Here is a 17,612-nt window from a genome sequence, read left to right as displayed (position 1 = left end):
CCCAAAAAACCACTTTAACGCTGGCCCTAAGTATTCTCATTTTTGTTATCTGCTTGGCGCGGGCTTCTTTTTCGAATAAAGTTAAAGTAACAAAACATGGGGGAGGATTGGGAAATGGGATTCGATTGGCATCAGGCTTGCCAGGAGCAGTGGAATAAGATGTCTGATAACTGGCAGGCAAACAGCAGGGAGATGTGGGAAGAGGGCAGCCGAAAAAATATTATTCCTGTTTTGACGCGCTACATTCAGCCTGCAAAGGGACCCGTGCTGGATGCTGGCTGCGGGGATGGGTATGGCAGCATGCTGCTGGCACAGAAGGGTTTTGAAGTGACAGGGATCGACCTGGCTGGCCAAATGATTGAGAAAGCCAGCGCGCGGATTTCACCGGATATGCGCCTGTCATTCCAGCAGGGGGATGTAACCAGCCTGCCTTTTGATAAGGAGTACTTCCAGAGTATTATGGCGATAAACGTACTGGAGTGGACTTCTTATCCACACAATGTTCTGCTCGAATTAAAGCGCCATCTGAAGCCGGATGGCATACTAGCGATTGGTGTACTGGGGCCCACCGCCGCTCCCCGCCAGCATAGTTACAAACGGCTGCATGGAAAAGAAGTTATTATGAATACCATCATGCCATGGGAATGCGCGAGGCTGCTCGGTGACACAGGTTTCGAAGTTGTCCATCAGGATGGTGTCTATAAGCGCGGAGTCACAGACGATATGACAAGCCGCCTTTCGCTGGAGTTATGCCAGGCTTTAAGCTTTCTGTGGATGTTTTATGCCAGGCCTGCCATCGGATAACATTTCTTCTTTCGGTCAATTTTAACAAATTTCCGCAACTATCTTCGCTGGTACGTGTAAAACTTTATAGCACATTCTTAAAGATAGAAAGGAAACACGCTATGAAAGGCCAGCGTCTAGCAGCAACCCTAGTGGTGGGGACATGCCTGTTAACGGGCACTACAGGCTGTTCCACAACCTCTACACCCGCCGCAAGTGCCATCCAGTCAAGCCCGGCCAAAGCGCAGGTGGGCAGATGGATCCAGGGGCAAATCAAGGTAAAGAATAGCTCTATTGCGAAATGGAAGCGTGCTGCCGCCAATTCAAAAGCCTCCCTGCAGGATCGAAAAATTGCGGAGTTTATCGCTGAAGCTCTTGCGCAAAATTTTCATGAAATAAGCGGGCAATCCAACAACAAAGACGCGCTGCTGAGCCTGCTTCGCAGCGGCAAAAATCAGCACACGGTTTTTAAAGTTGACAACGTAGACTTACCGTCTTTATCATCTGTTGCCATCAATCAGAAAACAGAATTGGATAACGGACGCATGCTGTACCGTATGACGGGGAGCGTCTTCACCACTGTGCCCGGAAAGCTTTACCCGGTACCCATCACCGTCACACTGACGCGGGGCGGAAAAGTGGATCAGTTGCGCGTTGCCAATGGATAAAGGCCAGAAGGATTACCTGCTGGCCTTTTGCTTTTGGTACTATGCTGACGGGGCTTAGCCAGCTAACACGACTCCGGCATCGCAATATAGCGTTTCACCATTTGTGCAGTTTCGGCACCGGCGACGGATCCGCAGCCGAAGCAGACTGGATGCCCAGCGCCGAAACGAGCTGGCCTGACTTCTCAAGCCGCACTGGTTCTGGAAGTACATAAGAAATCAACTCAGCGGTATAGAACGGACGGTCCAGTGACGCAGCCCATCCGAAAAACGACATGGAAGGTGTAAGCTCTTTGACCTTGCGCCCATATACTGCCGGTAGATTTTCCAGCCCCACCAATTGTTCATACGTAACTCTCGGATCTGCATTCGAAATAATGACTGGTGCGTAGAAGGTGCCTTTGTCTGTCTGGACTCCCTTTACTCGCCCTCCTTGCATCAGTATAGACTGCACTTTCGTGGAGCCGACCACTTCTCCACCGTACGACCGCAGGCGCTCTACCAGCTTCGCCGCCAGCACGCCGGAACCACCTTCCGGACGAAATCCCCCTTCAATAAAGTAGCCCATAATGGGGATCATGCTGCTGGCCGGCGTTTCCTCACCCAGGTCACCTACATATCCAGTCAGCATCGAAAGAATACTTCGCAAAAGCGGAGCTTTTATAAAAGCATCCAGCAGCTCACGCCATGTAGATCGTCTCCATCGTAAGAAATGGGGGTGTGCGGCTGCATAGTTCTGTATCTCTTCTTCCGTCTGCGGAACCAATACGGTTATTCTGTCCGCTGCGAAAGCATCATACATTTCGAAGTAGGCGCTTTTTAGTTCATGAAACAATTTGTGAATGCCAGCCGCTTCATCCGGAAAAAGCGAGGCGAGCCTATCCCGCCACTGCCCAAAATCTGCTGGAATAGAATAGGTGTTGTCGCCGCAGCGGAATTGATACGTATTCCTGACCCATTTGATATCATCGAATAGGTTATGCTTTAGTAAAAAATGGCGAACCGGCCCGTTCTGGCCCAGGCCGCTGATTGATTCAACCCCCGCGTCAAATTTAAAACCACCCCTGCGCGTATAGGTTGTGCATGCGCCCCCATACAGGTAGTGCTGCTCCACAACAAGCACGGCAAGCCCGGTAGCGGCTAACTCAACCGCAGCCGCCAGGCCGCCAATTCCCGAACCAATCACAATAACATCAAACATTTTATTCGCTTGAATTTTTTCCACCTGCTCATTGCCCATCGTATCCATTCTGCTTCCCCCTATAAATGTGTTCCGTCCATACATACCGACCAACGGTTTGTTAATCGATAAAAAAATAGGTCCACCCATTTTTGTCAGGCGAAGATATGGGCCTGAATAAAAAATTGAGGATATTAATCCAGGCCGCCAATTACACGGGCCATCATCGCCAAGAGGTCTTCTTCCCCAAACTCTTCCGACAGGGAGGATAAACTGTTTACGACCCGCAACCCGTACGTCATCACCATTAAAAAAATCGCGGTTTTTTTGACATCAAGACTCTCCGAAATTGCGCCACCCTGTTTACCGATATTGAGCCATCTCATTGATGTCTGGATAGAGTATTCAAATACGTTGTGCAGAATTTCTTTGATTTCCGGCTTATCCTGCTGGCTCAGCAGATAAATAAAGATTTGGTTGGTAACACTTTGGGCTTTGGCTGCCTGCTGGAATAAGCCGCTTGAAATCGCACTCAGCGGATTAAGTAAATCACCACACTGGGCTTTCTCCACTGTTTGCAGAAAACTTGCGTTAATCTCTTCAATTTTTTCCTGGAGAATTAAAGCAAACAATTCGTCCTTGCTGCGTACATAATGATAAATAGCACCCTTGGAAAGGCCGGAACGGTTGATAATTTCCTGCAGGGTGGTCTGACGGCACCCCTTTTCCTGAATAAGTTCTTCTGTTGTAGATACAAGCAATTGAAAGCTGGGATTGTCATTATGAATAACCATGTTTAAACTCCTGTCGATGTTCTAACATTAGAACACAAACCGTCGGTCGGTTTGTCAAGAGTTAGAAAAACATCGTGGGCCATGCCGCTCTCTCCTTTCCCCTCATAGAAGTTTTTTCGGCCGCTTTGTGGAACGTCGGACGGACCGGCATTAGGGAATCTTGGTCAGTGGCAAGCGTAAGCGCAGGCAATGGCCCTAGATTCCTTTATACCGTTTAGGTGCAACATCTGGGTATCTCAATGATGGGGACAGGTTGCCGGTCTTTTTCGCCCTCTGTTCCACACGCTCCATAGGGGGAAAGAAAGGTGCGGACATGGGCCTCACAATGTTTTTCTTGTGTACAAAATAGTTTTATTTAATTACCGTTAATCCTTTCAGGACACCGGAAAGACGGCTGTATGTTTCTTCTACATCTTCTGCGGTAATGTGGCGATGGGTGACAAAACGGATAATACCCTCGCCGAAGTTCGAAGCTCGTACGCCGGCCTCTGTAAGTTTCTCCTGAAACGCGTCATTGGAGAGACCCGATGCCGTAATATCGCACATAAGAATGTTGGTTTCCACCGCATCCACATTCACTTGGAGGCCCGGAATGCTGCCCAGATATTGTGCTAGTTTCTTCGCATTGTGATGGTCATCTTCCAATCGGTCCACCATATGTTCCAGTGCATAAAGCCCCGGTGCCGCAATCACACCAGCCTGACGCATGCCCCCGCCAAGCCGTTTGCGCCATCTGCGGGCCTCAGTTATAAATTCCTTGGAGCCGGTCAGCACAGATCCAATCGGTGCGCTTAAACCCTTGGAAAGACAGATTTGCGCCGAGTCCACATACTCGCCATACTCCTGCGCAGATGTACCTGATGCCACAACGGCATTAAAAAGGCGCGCTCCATCCATGTGAACCTGAATGGATCGTTCCCTCGCCAACAGGTAAAGTTCACGCAGTTTCTCCACCGGAATCACGCGGCCGCCTGCTTTATTGTGGGTATTCTCCACGCAAATAAGGCGGGTACGGGGCTGGTGTATGTCGTTCTCATCACGGACGGCTTTTCGAACATCATCTACAGACAAAACACCGGCTGTTCCGGCAACTGTGTGAAGCTGGATGCCGCCAAGCGCAGCAGGGCCTGCACCTTCATACAGAAAAATGTGGGCATCAGCTTCTAAAATAATTTCCTCTCCCACCCGACAGTGCGTAAGCAGCGCTACCTGGTTTCCCTGCGTACCGCTCGTCACAAATAAAGCATCTTCATGTCCCAGCATTTCCGCTGCCCGTTCTTCAAGGCGGCGAACGGTGGGATCTTCACCGTATACATCGTCCCCGACTTCCGCTTCATACATCAGGCGGCGCATTTCCTCAGTCGGTTTGGTCAGTGTATCGCTGCGAAAATCTATCATCTTCATGAGTCTTTTCTCCTTTTTCTAAGCGGTATTTCTTCAGCTGTCCGCGTTTTCACAGGGCGGTAATTCGGGTGTTCCTGGATAACCCGGCGCATGTTATCGAACCATACGCCAATACTCCTAATACGTTCCAAATCCTTATTCGTAAAAATCGTACGCTGAAAATAGGGCTGCAAATCATACATGTGCTCTTCCATGGTCCGGTCAAAATTGTTCCACTTCATCATTTGTGCCACTTCATCATTATGCTTGATAGCTTCCTGTATCCAGTAATAACTGGACTGGCAGTCACGGATCATTTCATAGGCATTCCGCTGATCCGTTGCATAAATCTCCTCTACAGCCCACTTACGCTCCAGTTTGACATGGGCAAAATAGCTAAAGAAATGGCCCAGCGTAACGATCAGCAGGCCGATCGAAAACACCAGCCCGCTAAAGTAATAAGGAAGCGGAATTTGCATCGAGCTCAACAGCCCAAGACCCATATGATAGACCAGCGAAATAACCCAGCAGGTAATGAGCAGCGGATTTGCCCGGAGCGCTTTTCCTTCAAATTTCTTGACAGGCTTTGTTGAAATCACAGTGAAAGCCTGCAAATATAAATCCAGAAAGATAATACTTATAAAAAACAACCCTACTTCAAGCCCCACGCGTATCGAATACTCGGAAGGAACTTTGATATAATCTACCAGTATGTAAAAGATAGCGATGTAAAAGATTGCGAGAGCAATGCGAAAATAAATACGCCCGTCTTTCCGCTTATCTTTGCGCTTCCGGTATTTGTCGACACGTGAAAGAGTGTTCACTTCATCACCTTCTCCATCTTCTTCCCTATCATTATTTCGATTATTTTCGTCGTTTTCCTGTATAAGATGCTTGTTTTTTATTTTTTTGGTAAGATATCTGCAAGCAATGATAAAGGACTGAACGCACATGCTGTTACCCCATTCATTTATGGAACGAATGAGAAAAATGTTGTCTCCTGAAGATTTTACAGCTTTTATGGCGAGTTATGAAAATGAATCTGTACAAGGTTTACGGTTGAATCCGCAAAAAGTTGCGCAGGAAAATTTTACGGTACATCTGCCTTTCCGCCTGGAGCCTGTTCCCTGGTGTCCAACCGGCTTTTATTACGGCGAAGATGACCGCCCAGGAAAACACCCGTACCATGCGGCGGGGCTTTATTACATGCAGGAACCAAGCGCCATGGCTGTGGTAGAAGTGCTCGTACCTGAACCCGGTGATCGGGTGCTGGATTTGTGCGCGGCACCAGGAGGCAAAACGACCCAAATATCCGGCTATCTCGGTAACACGGGAATGTTGCTCTCTAATGAAATTCACCCTGCCCGGGCAAAAATCCTATCGGAAAATGTAGAAAGATGGGGCGCGCGCAATATCCTGGTCACCAACGAACCCCCGGATAAACTGGCTGAACGCTTCCCCTCCTATTTTGACAAAATTGTCGTCGATGCGCCATGCTCCGGAGAAGGTATGTTCAGGAAGCTCAGTGAAGCGGTGGAAGATTGGTCCGAAAACAAAGTCGCACAGTGTGCCGCCATGCAAAAAGACATACTTGATCAGGCGGCAGACATGCTAAAGCCCGGGGGAGTACTTGTCTATTCCACCTGTACGTTTGCACCCTCGGAAAATGAAAGCCAGATAGCTGCATTCCTTAACCGGCGGAAGGATTTTACGCTGGAAGAATCACCACTGTCTGCTTTCTTTGCGCACGGCGTGCCTGAATGGAGCGACGCAAATACTGTTAACCCGTCTGAGCTTGTGGAAACGATGCGGCTGTGGCCGCACCGCTTAAAGGGAGAGGGCCACTATATCGCCCGCATGCGCAAAAGCGCGGGTGACACAGAAACAGCCGTCCCTGCACAAAAAGATAAAAAGCTGACAGCTGACGTACAGAAGTTGTTTGAAGCCTTCTGTAACGATGCCCTCACCATTCTTCCGGATGGCCGGTTTGAGTTGTTTGGGGATCAGCTGTACATCCTCCCTGATGGAATGCCTTCCCTTAACCGGCTCAAAGTGAAAAGGGCAGGGTGGCATCTTGGAACCTTAAAGAAAGGCCGATTCGAGCCTTCCCACGCGCTGGCCCTCTCCCTAACACCCGGGGAGTGGAAACGAAGCGCCGATTTTTCAGCAGATAACGATGACATACTCCGCTACCTCCGGGGAGAATCGTTAATGGTCGACAGCAGCGAAAATGGCTGGACCGTTGTAACGGTGGACGGTTACCCGCTTGGGTGGGGCAAAATCGTCAACGGCCAGCTCAAAAACCACTATCCAAAAGGGTTGCGGTGGGTATGATACGTTAATACAGCTCCGTATAACTCCTACTTTATCTCTCCACCAGTTGCCTGATAGCTATCAGGCGACTTGGTTCTTACCTCGACCGGACTTTTGTAAGGAATTGTTTGGATTACTTTTTGCTAAGACGATACCCCGGTCCCATTTGCTTGCGCTATTGAATATTAACTTTTCCATATCAAATTAGGACTCCAATAATTTAACAATACCTTATGACATAACGCTGGTAGAAAAATAGTTTGACCGAGGAGAGAGGATATCCACTTCGTTTTGCCGAAATAATTCATCCCTGGATCGTCTTGGAGAGGGTGGGCTTATCGTTGAAGGTTGATCGTCATGTGTAAAAAATGATGAGGGGATGAACTTATGAAACAGGTACGCCGGGAAGCTGAAAAAGGTGAAACAATCATCATTACAAACTCAATGTCACCGTATTTCGGAAAAACTTTCACCGTGTCATATTGCGTAAACGGCTGCATCCATGTAAATACCGTCTTATCCTTTGCTCATTCTGAATATGAAATATTGGAACCAGATGTAGACGACACTACCCGACACCTTGAGATCGACTACCAGCTAATGGTCCTTCATCATGCCATACAGCACGGAGATAGGGAACAAATCGAACGAAGTAAACATATTCTCTCACAACTCACTCGATAATTCTGGATACCGAAAAGTAAAAAAGAGAGGCTTAATCGCCTCTCTTATCTTCCATTCTTCTATGCCGGTGTTTTATAATTAGATATAGGTTTTTTGCCGGGCTTAGGTATTAAATTTTTTAGCTTGTTTTTCAAGTAATCCTTTAAAAGGTCACGTTTCTTTTTTTGCCTTGTATTACGATTCTTCATGGGAAGTCACCACCCTTATTTGACTTTAGAGAGCCGGTTTACCTTTACTGAACGTTTTCAGGGCTGAGGAGCAAAGTAGACTTCTTTTAATCTATTATACAGATACTCCACTTCCTTGTCTTCACGGTATTGCCAGTAAAACTTAAATCCAAACATCCCCGCCAAATAAATATCCGGTCTAAAATTTCTAGACAGGATACTTTAATATTGCAGATCATTATTTCAGCTCTCTATGTTCGTTAACCTCCTAAGCAACCGCCGATATTTCAGCAGGGTATCCTCATCTTCAACCTTGCAGCCCGATTTATAATAGGTAACTTGCCCGGTGCCTTCATTTACGCTGTTCCTCTCTTCCAGAATTCGCTTTAAATTTTTAGCTGTCCCAACACCTCCATCTATGATATCAATGTGCCCGGGAAATACTTCTTTTAAGGAATCTTTGAAGTATGGAAAATGCGTACAGCCGAGAACGATGGTTCCATACTGTTTTAAGTCAAAAGAAGCCAGCTGTTGAGTTAAATAAGACGCTACGGCCTCTTTGCGGAATTCAAATTTCTCGGCAAATTCTACAAGACCGGGTAGAGGCAACGTGTCGACAATATCACGATCGTCTATTCTATGCACCAGATTTTGAAACTTTGTTTCATTGAGAGTTAAACGAGTGGCAAGGACTAAAACCCGCTTACTCCTGCCTTCTGTGATTTCCACCGCTGGTTTTACGGCTGGTTCTATACCAATGATGGGCAGCCTGTATTTTTTCCGCAGATCCTCCACTGCCACACTTGTTGCAGTATTACAGGCAATCACTACCGCCTTTACCCCTTCATTAACAATAAAATCAACTGAATCAAAAATATATTGTTTTACCTGTTCTTTCGGTTTTTCCCCATATGGAACATGCGCTGTATCAGCATAAAAAATATAGTCTTCATTTGGCAAAAACTTCAACGCTTGATGAAGTACCGTGATGCCACCTATGCCAGAGTCAAAAAATCCAATCTGCACTACTTTCACTCTTTTCCTTAATAAAGTTAGTTTTATTGTAGCACTTTATCAAGTTAAACATTAATGTCGTTATTTAAAAAAAAATTTGGAGACACTATGAACAAAGTGGTTTTGTAAAATTGTGATAATTTTACAAATAAGTTAAGGAGATGTTTTCCAGATGAAAATATTGTTTCTTTTTTTCTTGTTTTTATTATTAACTATATCTTTTACTATGATGTTGGATCTGATGATGGGAACCACACTTGCCATGTCTCTAAGAAAAATCCAAAATCCATTCTGGGTCATGACGGCACCGGAATACGTTATCGCTTTTGCCTTGCTATCCACCGTGTTTATTCCACCGGTTGTTTCTTTCGTTAAACAACTGATAAAAAGAAAAACGGGTGTAAAGTCCTGATTTAACCTTTATCATCCGTGCTGACATTAGATGAGGAATAGCCAAATCGTTTACGAATTAGATGAACGGTGAGCAACAATAGAGGAAACGCTACAGCAAAAAGGGGCAAATAGGAATACAGTGTAAGTTTCCCTTCCTCCAGGTGCTCTAAGAAATTGCTTGCTATGGATAGCGATGAAAAAAGGACCGTAATTCCAATCGGCCACAACAGATTTTGTTTCTTCTGCACCTTGAATAAATCCGATGCCACGGTCGCTGCCGCATGACAGTAGATGGATATTTTAAAAAAAGCGCCTATAATTAAAGTGAGCAGGGCAATAGCATCGAGACGCTGCAGGAAATTGGCTATGTTGACTTTTGTGATCGTGGTGAATATTGGAAAGGTAGACCGGCCGTACATATCAGCTCCTAGCACAGAGACTTCAACAGCATGCGTGAAACTTAAAATGATGGCGCTAACGGCTAAAGCGGCTATGCCTGTCTTTCTCCCCGATTTTCGCTTATTTAAATAGGGAAAAACCATCGTAAAACAAATCATTTCACCGAATGGAAACATCAATATATTTGGATAAGCTGTACTTAAAATGGGCTTCCATCCTTTTTCCAATATAGGAAGCAGATTTTTAACTTCGATTACGCCGGAAAAAACCAGAAAAATATTCCCTAACGCACCTAATACGATCAGAATCATCAGGTAGATTTCTGCCATTCTCGCCAACACTTCTATACCTTTAAACAATATATAAACAACCGCCAGGGTCATTAAGCCAGCGACCGCCAAGATCGGCGTCTGGGTATAAGCTGTTGTGATGAGCAGGTCACCGGTTTCCCGCAGATCTCTTGCAGCGGTATACATGAAAAAAGGAATATATAACAAACTCAATGGCCATCCAATGTATTTGCCAAGAATCTTCTGGGCATAGCCGCTTAAAGGGAGATCGGGATATTGACGAAAAAGATAATCATAAACGAGAAATAACAGAATCCCTCCAATGGAGGCAATGAGTATCGACAGCCAGGTTCCTTGTTCTGCGGTTAATCCGATTGGTACAACAACCGCGGTACCCATTTCAAACAAAACGATCAAAGCAAACAATTGACCTGCACTAATCCTCTCTTTTTCCATTTGTCGCTGTCCACCCTCTACTGTTTCTTTTGTCCAATAAGTGTGGTTTCATCTGCCGGGAAGCCGAATGCATTCACCTCGACGACTCCTTGCTTGCAGCAAACCTACCCTTTATCATCCGCAGAGATAGTTGATGTAAAAAGGCCAAATCGTTTCCGGATCAGCTGAACTACGAGAAGCAGTAAGGGAAATGCAACAGAAAAAAGAGGTAAGAGAAAATGCAGAACAAGCTTCCCTTCTTGCATGTGCTCTGGCAAGTTGTTTGCTATCATCATCGAAGAGAAAAGGACGATGATTCCAATCGGCCACAGCAAATTTTGATTTTTCTGCACCTTAAATAAATTCGATGCCACAATTATTGCAGCATAACAATAGATCGATATTTTAAAAAAGTCTCCAATAATTAGCGTGAGGAGTGCAATGGCATCCAGACGCTGCAGGAAATTGGCTATGTTCACCTTTGTGATGGTTGTGAATAATGGAAAGGTAGACCTGCCGTACATATCTGCCCCAAGAACACAGATTTGAACAGCATGCGTTAAACTTAATACAACAGCACTGAACACTAAGGCGGCCATCCCGGTTTTCCTCCCCGATTGGTGTTTATTTAAGTAAGGAAAAATCGTTGTAAAACAAATCATTTCACCGAATGGAAACATGAATATTTTTGGATAGGCTGTGCTTAAAATTGGTTTCCACCCTTTTTCTAATAAAGGGAGCAGATTTTTAACATCGATTACACCGGAAAACAGTAGAAAGATATTGCCTAACGTACCTAAAATAATCAGAATCAGCAGGTATATTTCTCCCGTTCTTGCCAATACTTCAATCCCTTTACGCAGTACGTAAACAACCGCAACGATCATTAAGGCGACGATCGCAATGGTCGGCGTCTGGTTATATGCAGTGGTTACCAACAGGTCTCCGGCTTCCCGCAAGTCTCTTGCAGCAATATAAATGAAAAAGGGCACATATAACAAACTCAATGGCCATCCGATGTATTTGCCAAGAATCTTTTGGGCATAGCCGCTTAAAGGAAGGTCGGGATATTGACGAAAAAGATAATCATAAACGAGAAACAACAGGATACCCCCAAATAAAGCAAGTAGTATCGACAGCCATACACCCTGTTGTCCCGAAAATCCAATGGGTATAACAAGTGCGGTACCCATTTCAAACAAGAAGATCAAGGCAAACAATTGACTTGCGCTAATTCGTTCTTTTTCCATTTCTCGCAGTAAACCTCCCTAGTGTTAATCTTGCCTTTGGGTTAGCATACTTGGTTTCGTCTGCATCCCTGGAAGCCGGATGAATGCATCCACATGCACGTCCACTTTACTTTGGGCAAATACCTCGCTCCATTTATTCTTCATTTTCCCCCAGGCTTTTGGGTCTGCACGTCTTACTTCATCCCCAAAACCGAAGATATCGCTTTTCTCACGCTGCGCAACATCGACAGCCTTCATTACTTCTTTCATGGTCTCCCTTTCCCACTCCTTTTCCAGCTTCGTGATTTCTTCTGGCTTACTGATATCGATTGGACATTTAACCTCCCCCACATTGCCTTCTTCCCGTATATGGATATGGATGATGGGTTTCATCGCTTGGACTTCCGCAGTGACGCCCGTTTTGGATCGAATCAGTTGAATGCCAATGGCATCTTTTTTATCTTTACAATCTACATTTACAACTGTGCTTTTCATTTTATTTTGAATCCATAACGTCCCGCGGGCTTTCTCTCCATCCAGCCAGCGCTTTAGCTTTCCGTTCTTAAAAAGCGCAATTCCTTTGATTTCTAACAGGGTTGGCAGCTCCGTTTTTTCTACATTGGATTTACTTCTGCCTTTTTTCGGATCGCCGACAAGTTTAACCCCGCTAATAATGGGCTGACTTCCCTTGCTTGTTAAGGCTTTCACGACATCGTCAATTTTGATGTTCGCACTCTCCGACCACACTTCTGAAGTCCTATTGATTTTTCCAATCAGCGCATTTGCTGGGATTTTTTCCACCGAAGTAAGGGTGCTTAAAATCGACTCCGCATTAGCGCCTCTTGCCACCAGCACCATGGCAGTGGAACGGGCTTCATGGTTCCTATCAAACAAATCGAACAATTCATTGATTCCTTTCCTTGCCAGGTTTTCACCAATGACTAATATTTGAATATGTGCAAAGAAAAGCCGCCGTGGCACCTTTTGCGATGTTTTGCGAATCGCTTCGAATAAATTTTTTCCTGTTCCCGTAAAGACCGTTACCGCTGTAACATTTCCGCCTGTCCCTCCTCCTATCGATGAAGGCGCTACAGCACTAGGATTGACAACTTGAAAAGAGACGCGATACTCGTTTGTTTTTGGCGCCTGGTCTACCCCCATTGCCACAACAACTGCCAATTCTTTAAGATCTCTGCTATCCCAGCACCCTGGCAACAGCAAAACCATCCCAACAAGTAGAACAGTCGGGATAACCCATTTAGTTCTCATTTTTTCCACCCTGTTCTTTTTCTGCATTTTGATCCGAAGGAGGACGCGGTGGATTTGGCTTCAGCCGAATCATATTATTTTGGCTAACTAAGCGCGGACGTGTGAGCAATGACCAAAAGGGCAGACGAAGCACGGCATCCTTATGATCTTCAGGAATAAACGGAGCTAATGGCGCCATATAAGGAATTCCAAAAGAACGCAGGCTGCACAAATGCCCGATCAGCATAATATTACTGATTGCAATTCCATAAAAACCAAATGTGGCCGCAAACACCATGATCAAAAATCGGAATAAACGAATGGAAATCGCCATATTGAAAGCAGGGGTGGCAAAACTGGCGATTCCGGTAATAGCGACCACGATCACCATCGCTGCCGATACAATCCCCGCCTGCACCGCTGCCTGACCGAGGACAAGCGCCCCGACGATCGACACAGATTGACCAACCGCCCGAGGCAAACGAATCCCCGCTTCACGCAATATCTCAAAGCTTGTCTCCATTAACAAAGCTTCAACAAACGCGGGGAAAGGAACAGCTTCCCGCTGGGCCGCCAAACTAATGAGGAGAGGGGTGGGGATCATCTCCTGATGAAAGGTAACCGCGGCGACATAAATGGAAGGGCCCAATAAAGATATAAGAAAAGCCAAATACCGTAACAATCGAATCGCTATAACAATGTCATATCGATGGTAATAATCTTCTGCAGACTGGAAATATTGAAAGAATGTAGTGGGCGCAATGAGGACGAACGGCGTTCCATCTACAAAAATGGCCACTCGGCCTTCTAACAGGTTCCCAGCTACCACATCCGGACGTTCGGTATTATAAATCGTTGGAAACGGGGTAAATGTTTTATCTTGAATCAATTCCTCGATGTAACCGGATTCAAGAATACCATCAATTTCAATAGCGATAAGTCTTCGCTTTACCTCCTGGATTAGTTTATCGTTGGCAATCCCTTTGATGTAGAGAATGGCTACGTCCGTTTGCGTGACATTGCCGATCTTCATCATCTCCAGCCATAGATTAGGACTTTTAATTCGGCGACGAACAAGTGATATATTTGTTCCGATGGACTCGTTAAAGCTATCTTTAGGGCCTCTAATTACCACTTGTGTTGTTGGTTCCGCGACTCCCCGCGATTCCAAACCTCTCGTGCTGCCGCTGATTGCTTCCGTCCAACCGTCAAGCAAGATGACTGTTTCTCCAGATAAGATGGACAGAATAAGCCCATTCCAATCCTTGATGACTTTTACTTCTCCAGTGGTTAGCGCATTATCTTTGACGAAGTCAAATAAATTTTTATCGGGAACCATGTCTTGAAGTTCCACTTCAGCCGAATCGATCATCAAGGAATGCATGACAAAATCCCCGACCATTTTCTTGTCGGCCAGACCATCCGTATAAACGGCCGCAACTTCAACCTGAGATTTTCCAATCTTAAATTGATGGATAACGATATCTGGACTGTTTCCAAACTCCTGCTTAATCTGATGAAGGTTATCCTTTAAAGCGCCATGAAGGGGAAGCTTGCCTGAAACAGATGGCCGTTCTTCATTATTACCGGGTCCTTTGCTGTCGGTTTTTTGAGTAAATCCATTCAAAAAGAACATAATTGCCCCCTTCTTGCTGAACTGGATTTTATGCCCTTTATTAAGTATTGTTATTATTTCTCATCGAAGGTAAATTTTATTCTCTAAAAAGGCGAAAAAAGATAAGTTAACTATATATTTCCTAACCAAAAAATAGGAATCTTCTATTAAAAACTTGGCTGCCCGAAGCCGCAAACGAAGGTCGACAGCGTAGTTGTTTTGACACACACAATGTGTTATAATAACGGTCTGAGCCGATATTTGCGCTACGTCTATTGCAATCGGGTTGTGGAGCCTGAATGGACGTAATGAAGAAAAGAACCCTTTTTTGGAGGGTTCTTTTTGTTATATAGACTTAGCCGTTATGCGGTTGGCTTGTTCTTTTTTTGAAAATGTCCAATTCACAAGAAAAATCCCGATAAAAATCAGAAGCCCTCCTACATAAACATACCATTCTACTACTTCATCCAGTAACAGCCATCCAGATAATACTCCGAAAAAAGGAGCCAAGAATAGAAATGCGCTCGTTTTGCCGGGGTCTCCTTGATTCAACAAATAAAACCAGATGGCAAACTGTACAATTGAGGCCATAATCGCAAGCCACAGCACAATAAAAACCGAAGTGGGATTAATGATCAGCTTAGGCGTCTCCATGGCCGCACTAAATAATAACAAAAGAATGCCACCAAAAAACATCTGATACGCGGTTAGCACCCAGATATTAAAACGCATACCCCATTTCTTAATCAGTATCGTGGCAATAGACCACGAAATCGCTGCTCCAAGCCCAAGCAGAGTTCCGATTCTCAATTGTAAATGAAGTCCCAGTGTAATGAATACACCCATGAATCCAATAAGAACGCCCAGCCAATGCGAAAATTGATACCTGGATCCAAGGAATAAACTGCTCAGTATCACCACAAGCAATGGATTGCTAAACGTTAATATGGACGATTCACCTGCTGGTATGGTCCGCAAGCTTAGGAAGATACACCCCATTACACCCGCAGTCTGAAAAAGACCAATGAGGAATATTTTGCCCCAATCCAGCGGCTGTTTTGGAAAAGGTTTTTTAATGACGACCAGAGCCATCAATACACCTGCCAGGGTAAATCGAAGCCCGATAAGAAGAAGCGGAGACATATAAGCTAAACCAATTTTCCCAACAGCAAAAGATGACCCCATCAGTGAGGTGGTCAGGATGACTAGTATTCCAGCAACAAGTGGGTTCATGTTCCACTCCCTGTCTTTTTGATTATAAGGCAATTTTCCATATCGCTTTTATTGTAGCACAATTTTATCAAAAAATTTTGAATCATGCAGTTTTATAATAACACGTTCAGGTTAAATAAGAATGGCGGGGTAAAACATATTCATGAAGAAAGCCGACCTGATAATCAGATCGGCTTTCTTGCTTTACCAGCATATTACCTGTATAGATCAAATGTAGTCCAGATTGCGGGGGTTTCTGCACCGATGTACCAGGCTGCTATTCCACCCAGATGATACTGGTTGACGATGTTTTGCCGAAGCTGCATAGATTGATTGTCTTCTAACCAGATTTGATGCTTCTGCCCATTCGCAGTGTATTCTACATAGTTCTGGCAAGCTTTATCGTCCCATACTTTGTGAAGCCCTTTATTTGCTATAATTTTTTCGGCTTCAGCCATGGTACGATCGTAGCTTGTGACTTTGTTGGTGGACTGATTGGTTATCCATTCTCTTGTGTAGAAAGGTACGGCAAGCATAATTTTTTGGGCTGGGACGTCTTTCATCAATAATTGTATCCCTTGAGCAGTCCAAGACAGAGAAGCAACTGAACCGGGGGTAGGGTCGCCATCCCAGTGCTCGTCATACCCCATCATAATGATGTAATCAGCAATCATACCCAATTGGTGCCTATCATAGCTGCCAGACCAGAACGGATCCCCATTTTCACGGGTAACATCCACCGAAACAAGAATTTTATAGGGCTGAAGTGCCTGCTTGAGTTCACTAATGAAAAGGACAAAATTCTGCTTATCTTTCATGTCGATGTTTTCAAAATCAACATTAATACCATCACTCTTACTCTTTACGAGAGAATCGCGCAGGGCTGTCACTAGTTGCTGGCGTTTCTGCGGGTTGCCAATGATTACATCTGTTAAAACCGGATCAAACCTGTTTGCCAACAGCGGCCATACTTTTTTGCCCTGTGCGTGGGCAGCCGAAACATAGCGCGCATCAATTGAGGCAGATAGCACACGCTGACTATCCAACACAAACCAGCTAGGCGATACGACCTTTAAATTCGGGCTCCTATTCTGACCAATATAAGTGTCTGTTGTCCCGCCATAGTTCCATCCCATCATCATCCGTTTTTCGTTTTTAATTTGGATACAAGATTTTTTAATCCAGCCTTTTTCACCATTCAATAACTGAATCTGATAGTAGTAATCTGGAATCTTAATTTTTTGGCCGGGTGAAAGCTGGGTTGAACGAAGGTTATTCGCTTTCACAACATCATTGACATTAACATTATACTGCTGGCTAACCTTCCACAATGTATCACCGGATTTTACAGTATATATCGTCATATGCTGCGGAATGGCAATCTTCTGTCCAGGATAAATACTCGTGGTTTTTAACTTGTTGCAGCTGTTGATCTCTTGTATGCTGACCCCATATTGATTCGCTATGATCCATAATGTGTCACCGGAGTCTACGGTGTGCGTGACAGGGGAAGTAGCATCCCCGGCACTCGATGTCAGAAGTGGATATTCTTCTCCCTTGTTAAGGATATGTACGACTTGAGAGCCTGAATTGGGCAGCGCATAGACATTTGCCGTGTTTGCCTGCACCGTTGCAACAGACAAACTATTGCTTGCCGCATGTGCGGCTGTGGGATTTAGCCCCAGAAAAACAAGGCATAAGGCAGCGATACACAGGTAGAACTTTTTCACTTTATCCTCCTAGTAACCTTGATCAATTACTAGGATAGTTTACTATAATAGAGAAAAGCCGGGATACGGGTACATTAT

Annotated in this window: 16 protein-coding genes; 5 read left to right on the top strand and 11 right to left on the bottom strand. The window is 45.0% G+C overall.

What is annotated here, in order from left to right:
• The first annotated feature begins 114 nt into the window (after positions 1–114).
• Entirely contained in the window at positions 115–804 is a 690-nt protein-coding gene (locus PP175_RS07025) for a class I SAM-dependent methyltransferase (protein WP_272442080.1), read from the top strand.
• 101 nt (positions 805–905) lie between these two features.
• Entirely contained in the window at positions 906–1,451 is a 546-nt protein-coding gene (locus tag PP175_RS07020; RefSeq protein ID WP_272442079.1) for a hypothetical protein, read from the top strand.
• Between the two features lie 94 nt (positions 1,452–1,545).
• On the opposite strand, the gene PP175_RS07015 is transcribed toward PP175_RS07020, so the two are convergent.
• The 4 genes from PP175_RS07015 to PP175_RS07000 all read right to left on the bottom strand — a co-directional run bounded on the left by PP175_RS07015 (position 1,546) and on the right by PP175_RS07000 (position 5,758).
• On the bottom strand, positions 1,546–2,697 hold the full coding sequence (locus PP175_RS07015) for a phytoene desaturase family protein (protein WP_272442078.1): 1,152 nt from the start codon (positions 2,695–2,697) through the stop codon (positions 1,546–1,548).
• Positions 2,698–2,822: 125 nt separating this feature from the next.
• Positions 2,823–3,422, bottom strand: a complete 600-nt coding sequence (locus tag PP175_RS07010) for a TetR/AcrR family transcriptional regulator (protein ID WP_272442077.1) — start codon at positions 3,420–3,422, stop codon at positions 2,823–2,825.
• Between the two features lie 351 nt (positions 3,423–3,773).
• Positions 3,774–4,826: a low-specificity L-threonine aldolase gene (gene ltaE, locus PP175_RS07005; protein ID WP_334314189.1), complete on the bottom strand. Its 1,053-nt coding sequence runs from the start codon at positions 4,824–4,826 to the stop codon at positions 3,774–3,776.
• Positions 4,823–5,758: a DUF502 domain-containing protein gene (locus tag PP175_RS07000; RefSeq protein ID WP_272442076.1), complete on the bottom strand. Its 936-nt coding sequence runs from the start codon at positions 5,756–5,758 to the stop codon at positions 4,823–4,825. The genes ltaE and PP175_RS07000 overlap by 4 nt, the downstream gene beginning before the upstream one ends.
• Here PP175_RS07000 and PP175_RS06995 point away from each other — a divergent pair.
• Together PP175_RS06995 and PP175_RS06990 are read left to right on the top strand one after the other, a co-directional pair.
• Positions 5,757–7,139 (top strand): RsmF rRNA methyltransferase first C-terminal domain-containing protein, encoded by a 1,383-nt coding sequence (locus tag PP175_RS06995; protein WP_272442075.1) that lies wholly within the window; start codon positions 5,757–5,759, stop codon positions 7,137–7,139. The genes PP175_RS07000 and PP175_RS06995 overlap by 2 nt on opposite strands.
• Before the next feature lie 366 nt (positions 7,140–7,505).
• The gene (locus PP175_RS06990) at positions 7,506–7,802 is read left to right on the top strand and encodes a hypothetical protein (RefSeq protein WP_272442074.1); all 297 of its coding nucleotides are present in this window, start codon (positions 7,506–7,508) and stop codon (positions 7,800–7,802) included.
• Between the two features lie 410 nt (positions 7,803–8,212).
• On the opposite strand, the gene murI is transcribed toward PP175_RS06990, so the two are convergent.
• Positions 8,213–8,995, bottom strand: a complete 783-nt coding sequence (murI, locus tag PP175_RS06985) for a glutamate racemase (protein WP_272442073.1) — start codon at positions 8,993–8,995, stop codon at positions 8,213–8,215.
• Positions 8,996–9,155: 160 nt separating this feature from the next.
• Here murI and PP175_RS06980 point away from each other — a divergent pair, with 160 nt between their 5' ends.
• Positions 9,156–9,395: a YczF family membrane protein gene (locus PP175_RS06980; RefSeq protein ID WP_272442072.1), complete on the top strand. Its 240-nt coding sequence runs from the start codon at positions 9,156–9,158 to the stop codon at positions 9,393–9,395.
• 1 nt (position 9,396) lies between these two features.
• Here PP175_RS06980 and PP175_RS06975 read toward each other — a convergent pair whose 3' ends face one another.
• The 6 genes from PP175_RS06975 to PP175_RS06950 all read right to left on the bottom strand — a co-directional run bounded on the left by PP175_RS06975 (position 9,397) and on the right by PP175_RS06950 (position 17,534).
• Complete coding sequence (locus tag PP175_RS06975) at positions 9,397–10,521, bottom strand: GerAB/ArcD/ProY family transporter (protein WP_272442071.1); 1,125 nt, start codon at positions 10,519–10,521, stop codon at positions 9,397–9,399.
• 104 nt (positions 10,522–10,625) lie between these two features.
• Positions 10,626–11,750: a GerAB/ArcD/ProY family transporter gene (locus PP175_RS06970; protein WP_272442070.1), complete on the bottom strand. Its 1,125-nt coding sequence runs from the start codon at positions 11,748–11,750 to the stop codon at positions 10,626–10,628.
• A gap of 24 nt (positions 11,751–11,774) precedes the next feature.
• Positions 11,775–12,998, bottom strand: a complete 1,224-nt coding sequence (locus PP175_RS06965) for a Ger(x)C family spore germination protein (protein ID WP_272442069.1) — start codon at positions 12,996–12,998, stop codon at positions 11,775–11,777.
• Positions 12,988–14,613, bottom strand: coding sequence for a spore germination protein (locus PP175_RS06960; RefSeq protein WP_272442068.1), 1,626 nt, complete (start codon positions 14,611–14,613; stop codon positions 12,988–12,990). Before PP175_RS06960 ends, PP175_RS06965 begins: the two co-directional genes overlap by 11 nt.
• Positions 14,614–14,937: 324 nt before the next feature.
• Positions 14,938–15,825, bottom strand: coding sequence for a DMT family transporter (locus PP175_RS06955; RefSeq protein WP_272442067.1), 888 nt, complete (start codon positions 15,823–15,825; stop codon positions 14,938–14,940).
• Positions 15,826–16,019: 194 nt separating this feature from the next.
• Complete coding sequence (locus tag PP175_RS06950; protein ID WP_272442066.1) at positions 16,020–17,534, bottom strand: LysM peptidoglycan-binding domain-containing protein; 1,515 nt, start codon at positions 17,532–17,534, stop codon at positions 16,020–16,022.
• Positions 17,535–17,612: the final 78 nt, after the last annotated feature.

The sequence above is a fragment of the Aneurinibacillus sp. Ricciae_BoGa-3 genome, assembly GCF_028421645.1.
Lineage (GTDB): Bacteria > Bacillota > Bacilli > Aneurinibacillales > Aneurinibacillaceae > Aneurinibacillus_B.
Note: the sequence above shows the minus strand (reverse complement) of the source record. Positions and strands in the feature narration are given on the sequence as shown.

Coding starts and splice junctions, on each gene's coding strand:
- PP175_RS07025 (WP_272442080.1), top strand. CDS start 115: ATGGGATTCGATTGGCATCAGGCTTGCCAGGAGCAGTGGAATAAGATG.
- PP175_RS07020 (WP_272442079.1), top strand. CDS start 906: ATGAAAGGCCAGCGTCTAGCAGCAACCCTAGTGGTGGGGACATGCCTG.
- PP175_RS07015 (WP_272442078.1), bottom strand. CDS start 2,697: ATGGATACGATGGGCAATGAGCAGGTGGAAAAAATTCAAGCGAATAAA.
- PP175_RS07010 (WP_272442077.1), bottom strand. CDS start 3,422: ATGGTTATTCATAATGACAATCCCAGCTTTCAATTGCTTGTATCTACA.
- ltaE (WP_334314189.1), bottom strand. CDS start 4,826: ATGAAGATGATAGATTTTCGCAGCGATACACTGACCAAACCGACTGAG.
- PP175_RS06995 (WP_272442075.1), top strand. CDS start 5,757: ATGCTGTTACCCCATTCATTTATGGAACGAATGAGAAAAATGTTGTCT.
- PP175_RS07000 (WP_272442076.1), bottom strand. CDS start 5,758: ATGTGCGTTCAGTCCTTTATCATTGCTTGCAGATATCTTACCAAAAAA.
- PP175_RS06990 (WP_272442074.1), top strand. CDS start 7,506: ATGAAACAGGTACGCCGGGAAGCTGAAAAAGGTGAAACAATCATCATT.
- PP175_RS06980 (WP_272442072.1), top strand. CDS start 9,156: ATGAAAATATTGTTTCTTTTTTTCTTGTTTTTATTATTAACTATATCT.
- PP175_RS06975 (WP_272442071.1), bottom strand. CDS start 10,521: ATGGAAAAAGAGAGGATTAGTGCAGGTCAATTGTTTGCTTTGATCGTT.
- PP175_RS06970 (WP_272442070.1), bottom strand. CDS start 11,750: ATGGAAAAAGAACGAATTAGCGCAAGTCAATTGTTTGCCTTGATCTTC.
- PP175_RS06965 (WP_272442069.1), bottom strand. CDS start 12,998: ATGAGAACTAAATGGGTTATCCCGACTGTTCTACTTGTTGGGATGGTT.
- PP175_RS06960 (WP_272442068.1), bottom strand. CDS start 14,613: ATGTTCTTTTTGAATGGATTTACTCAAAAAACCGACAGCAAAGGACCC.
- PP175_RS06955 (WP_272442067.1), bottom strand. CDS start 15,825: ATGAACCCACTTGTTGCTGGAATACTAGTCATCCTGACCACCTCACTG.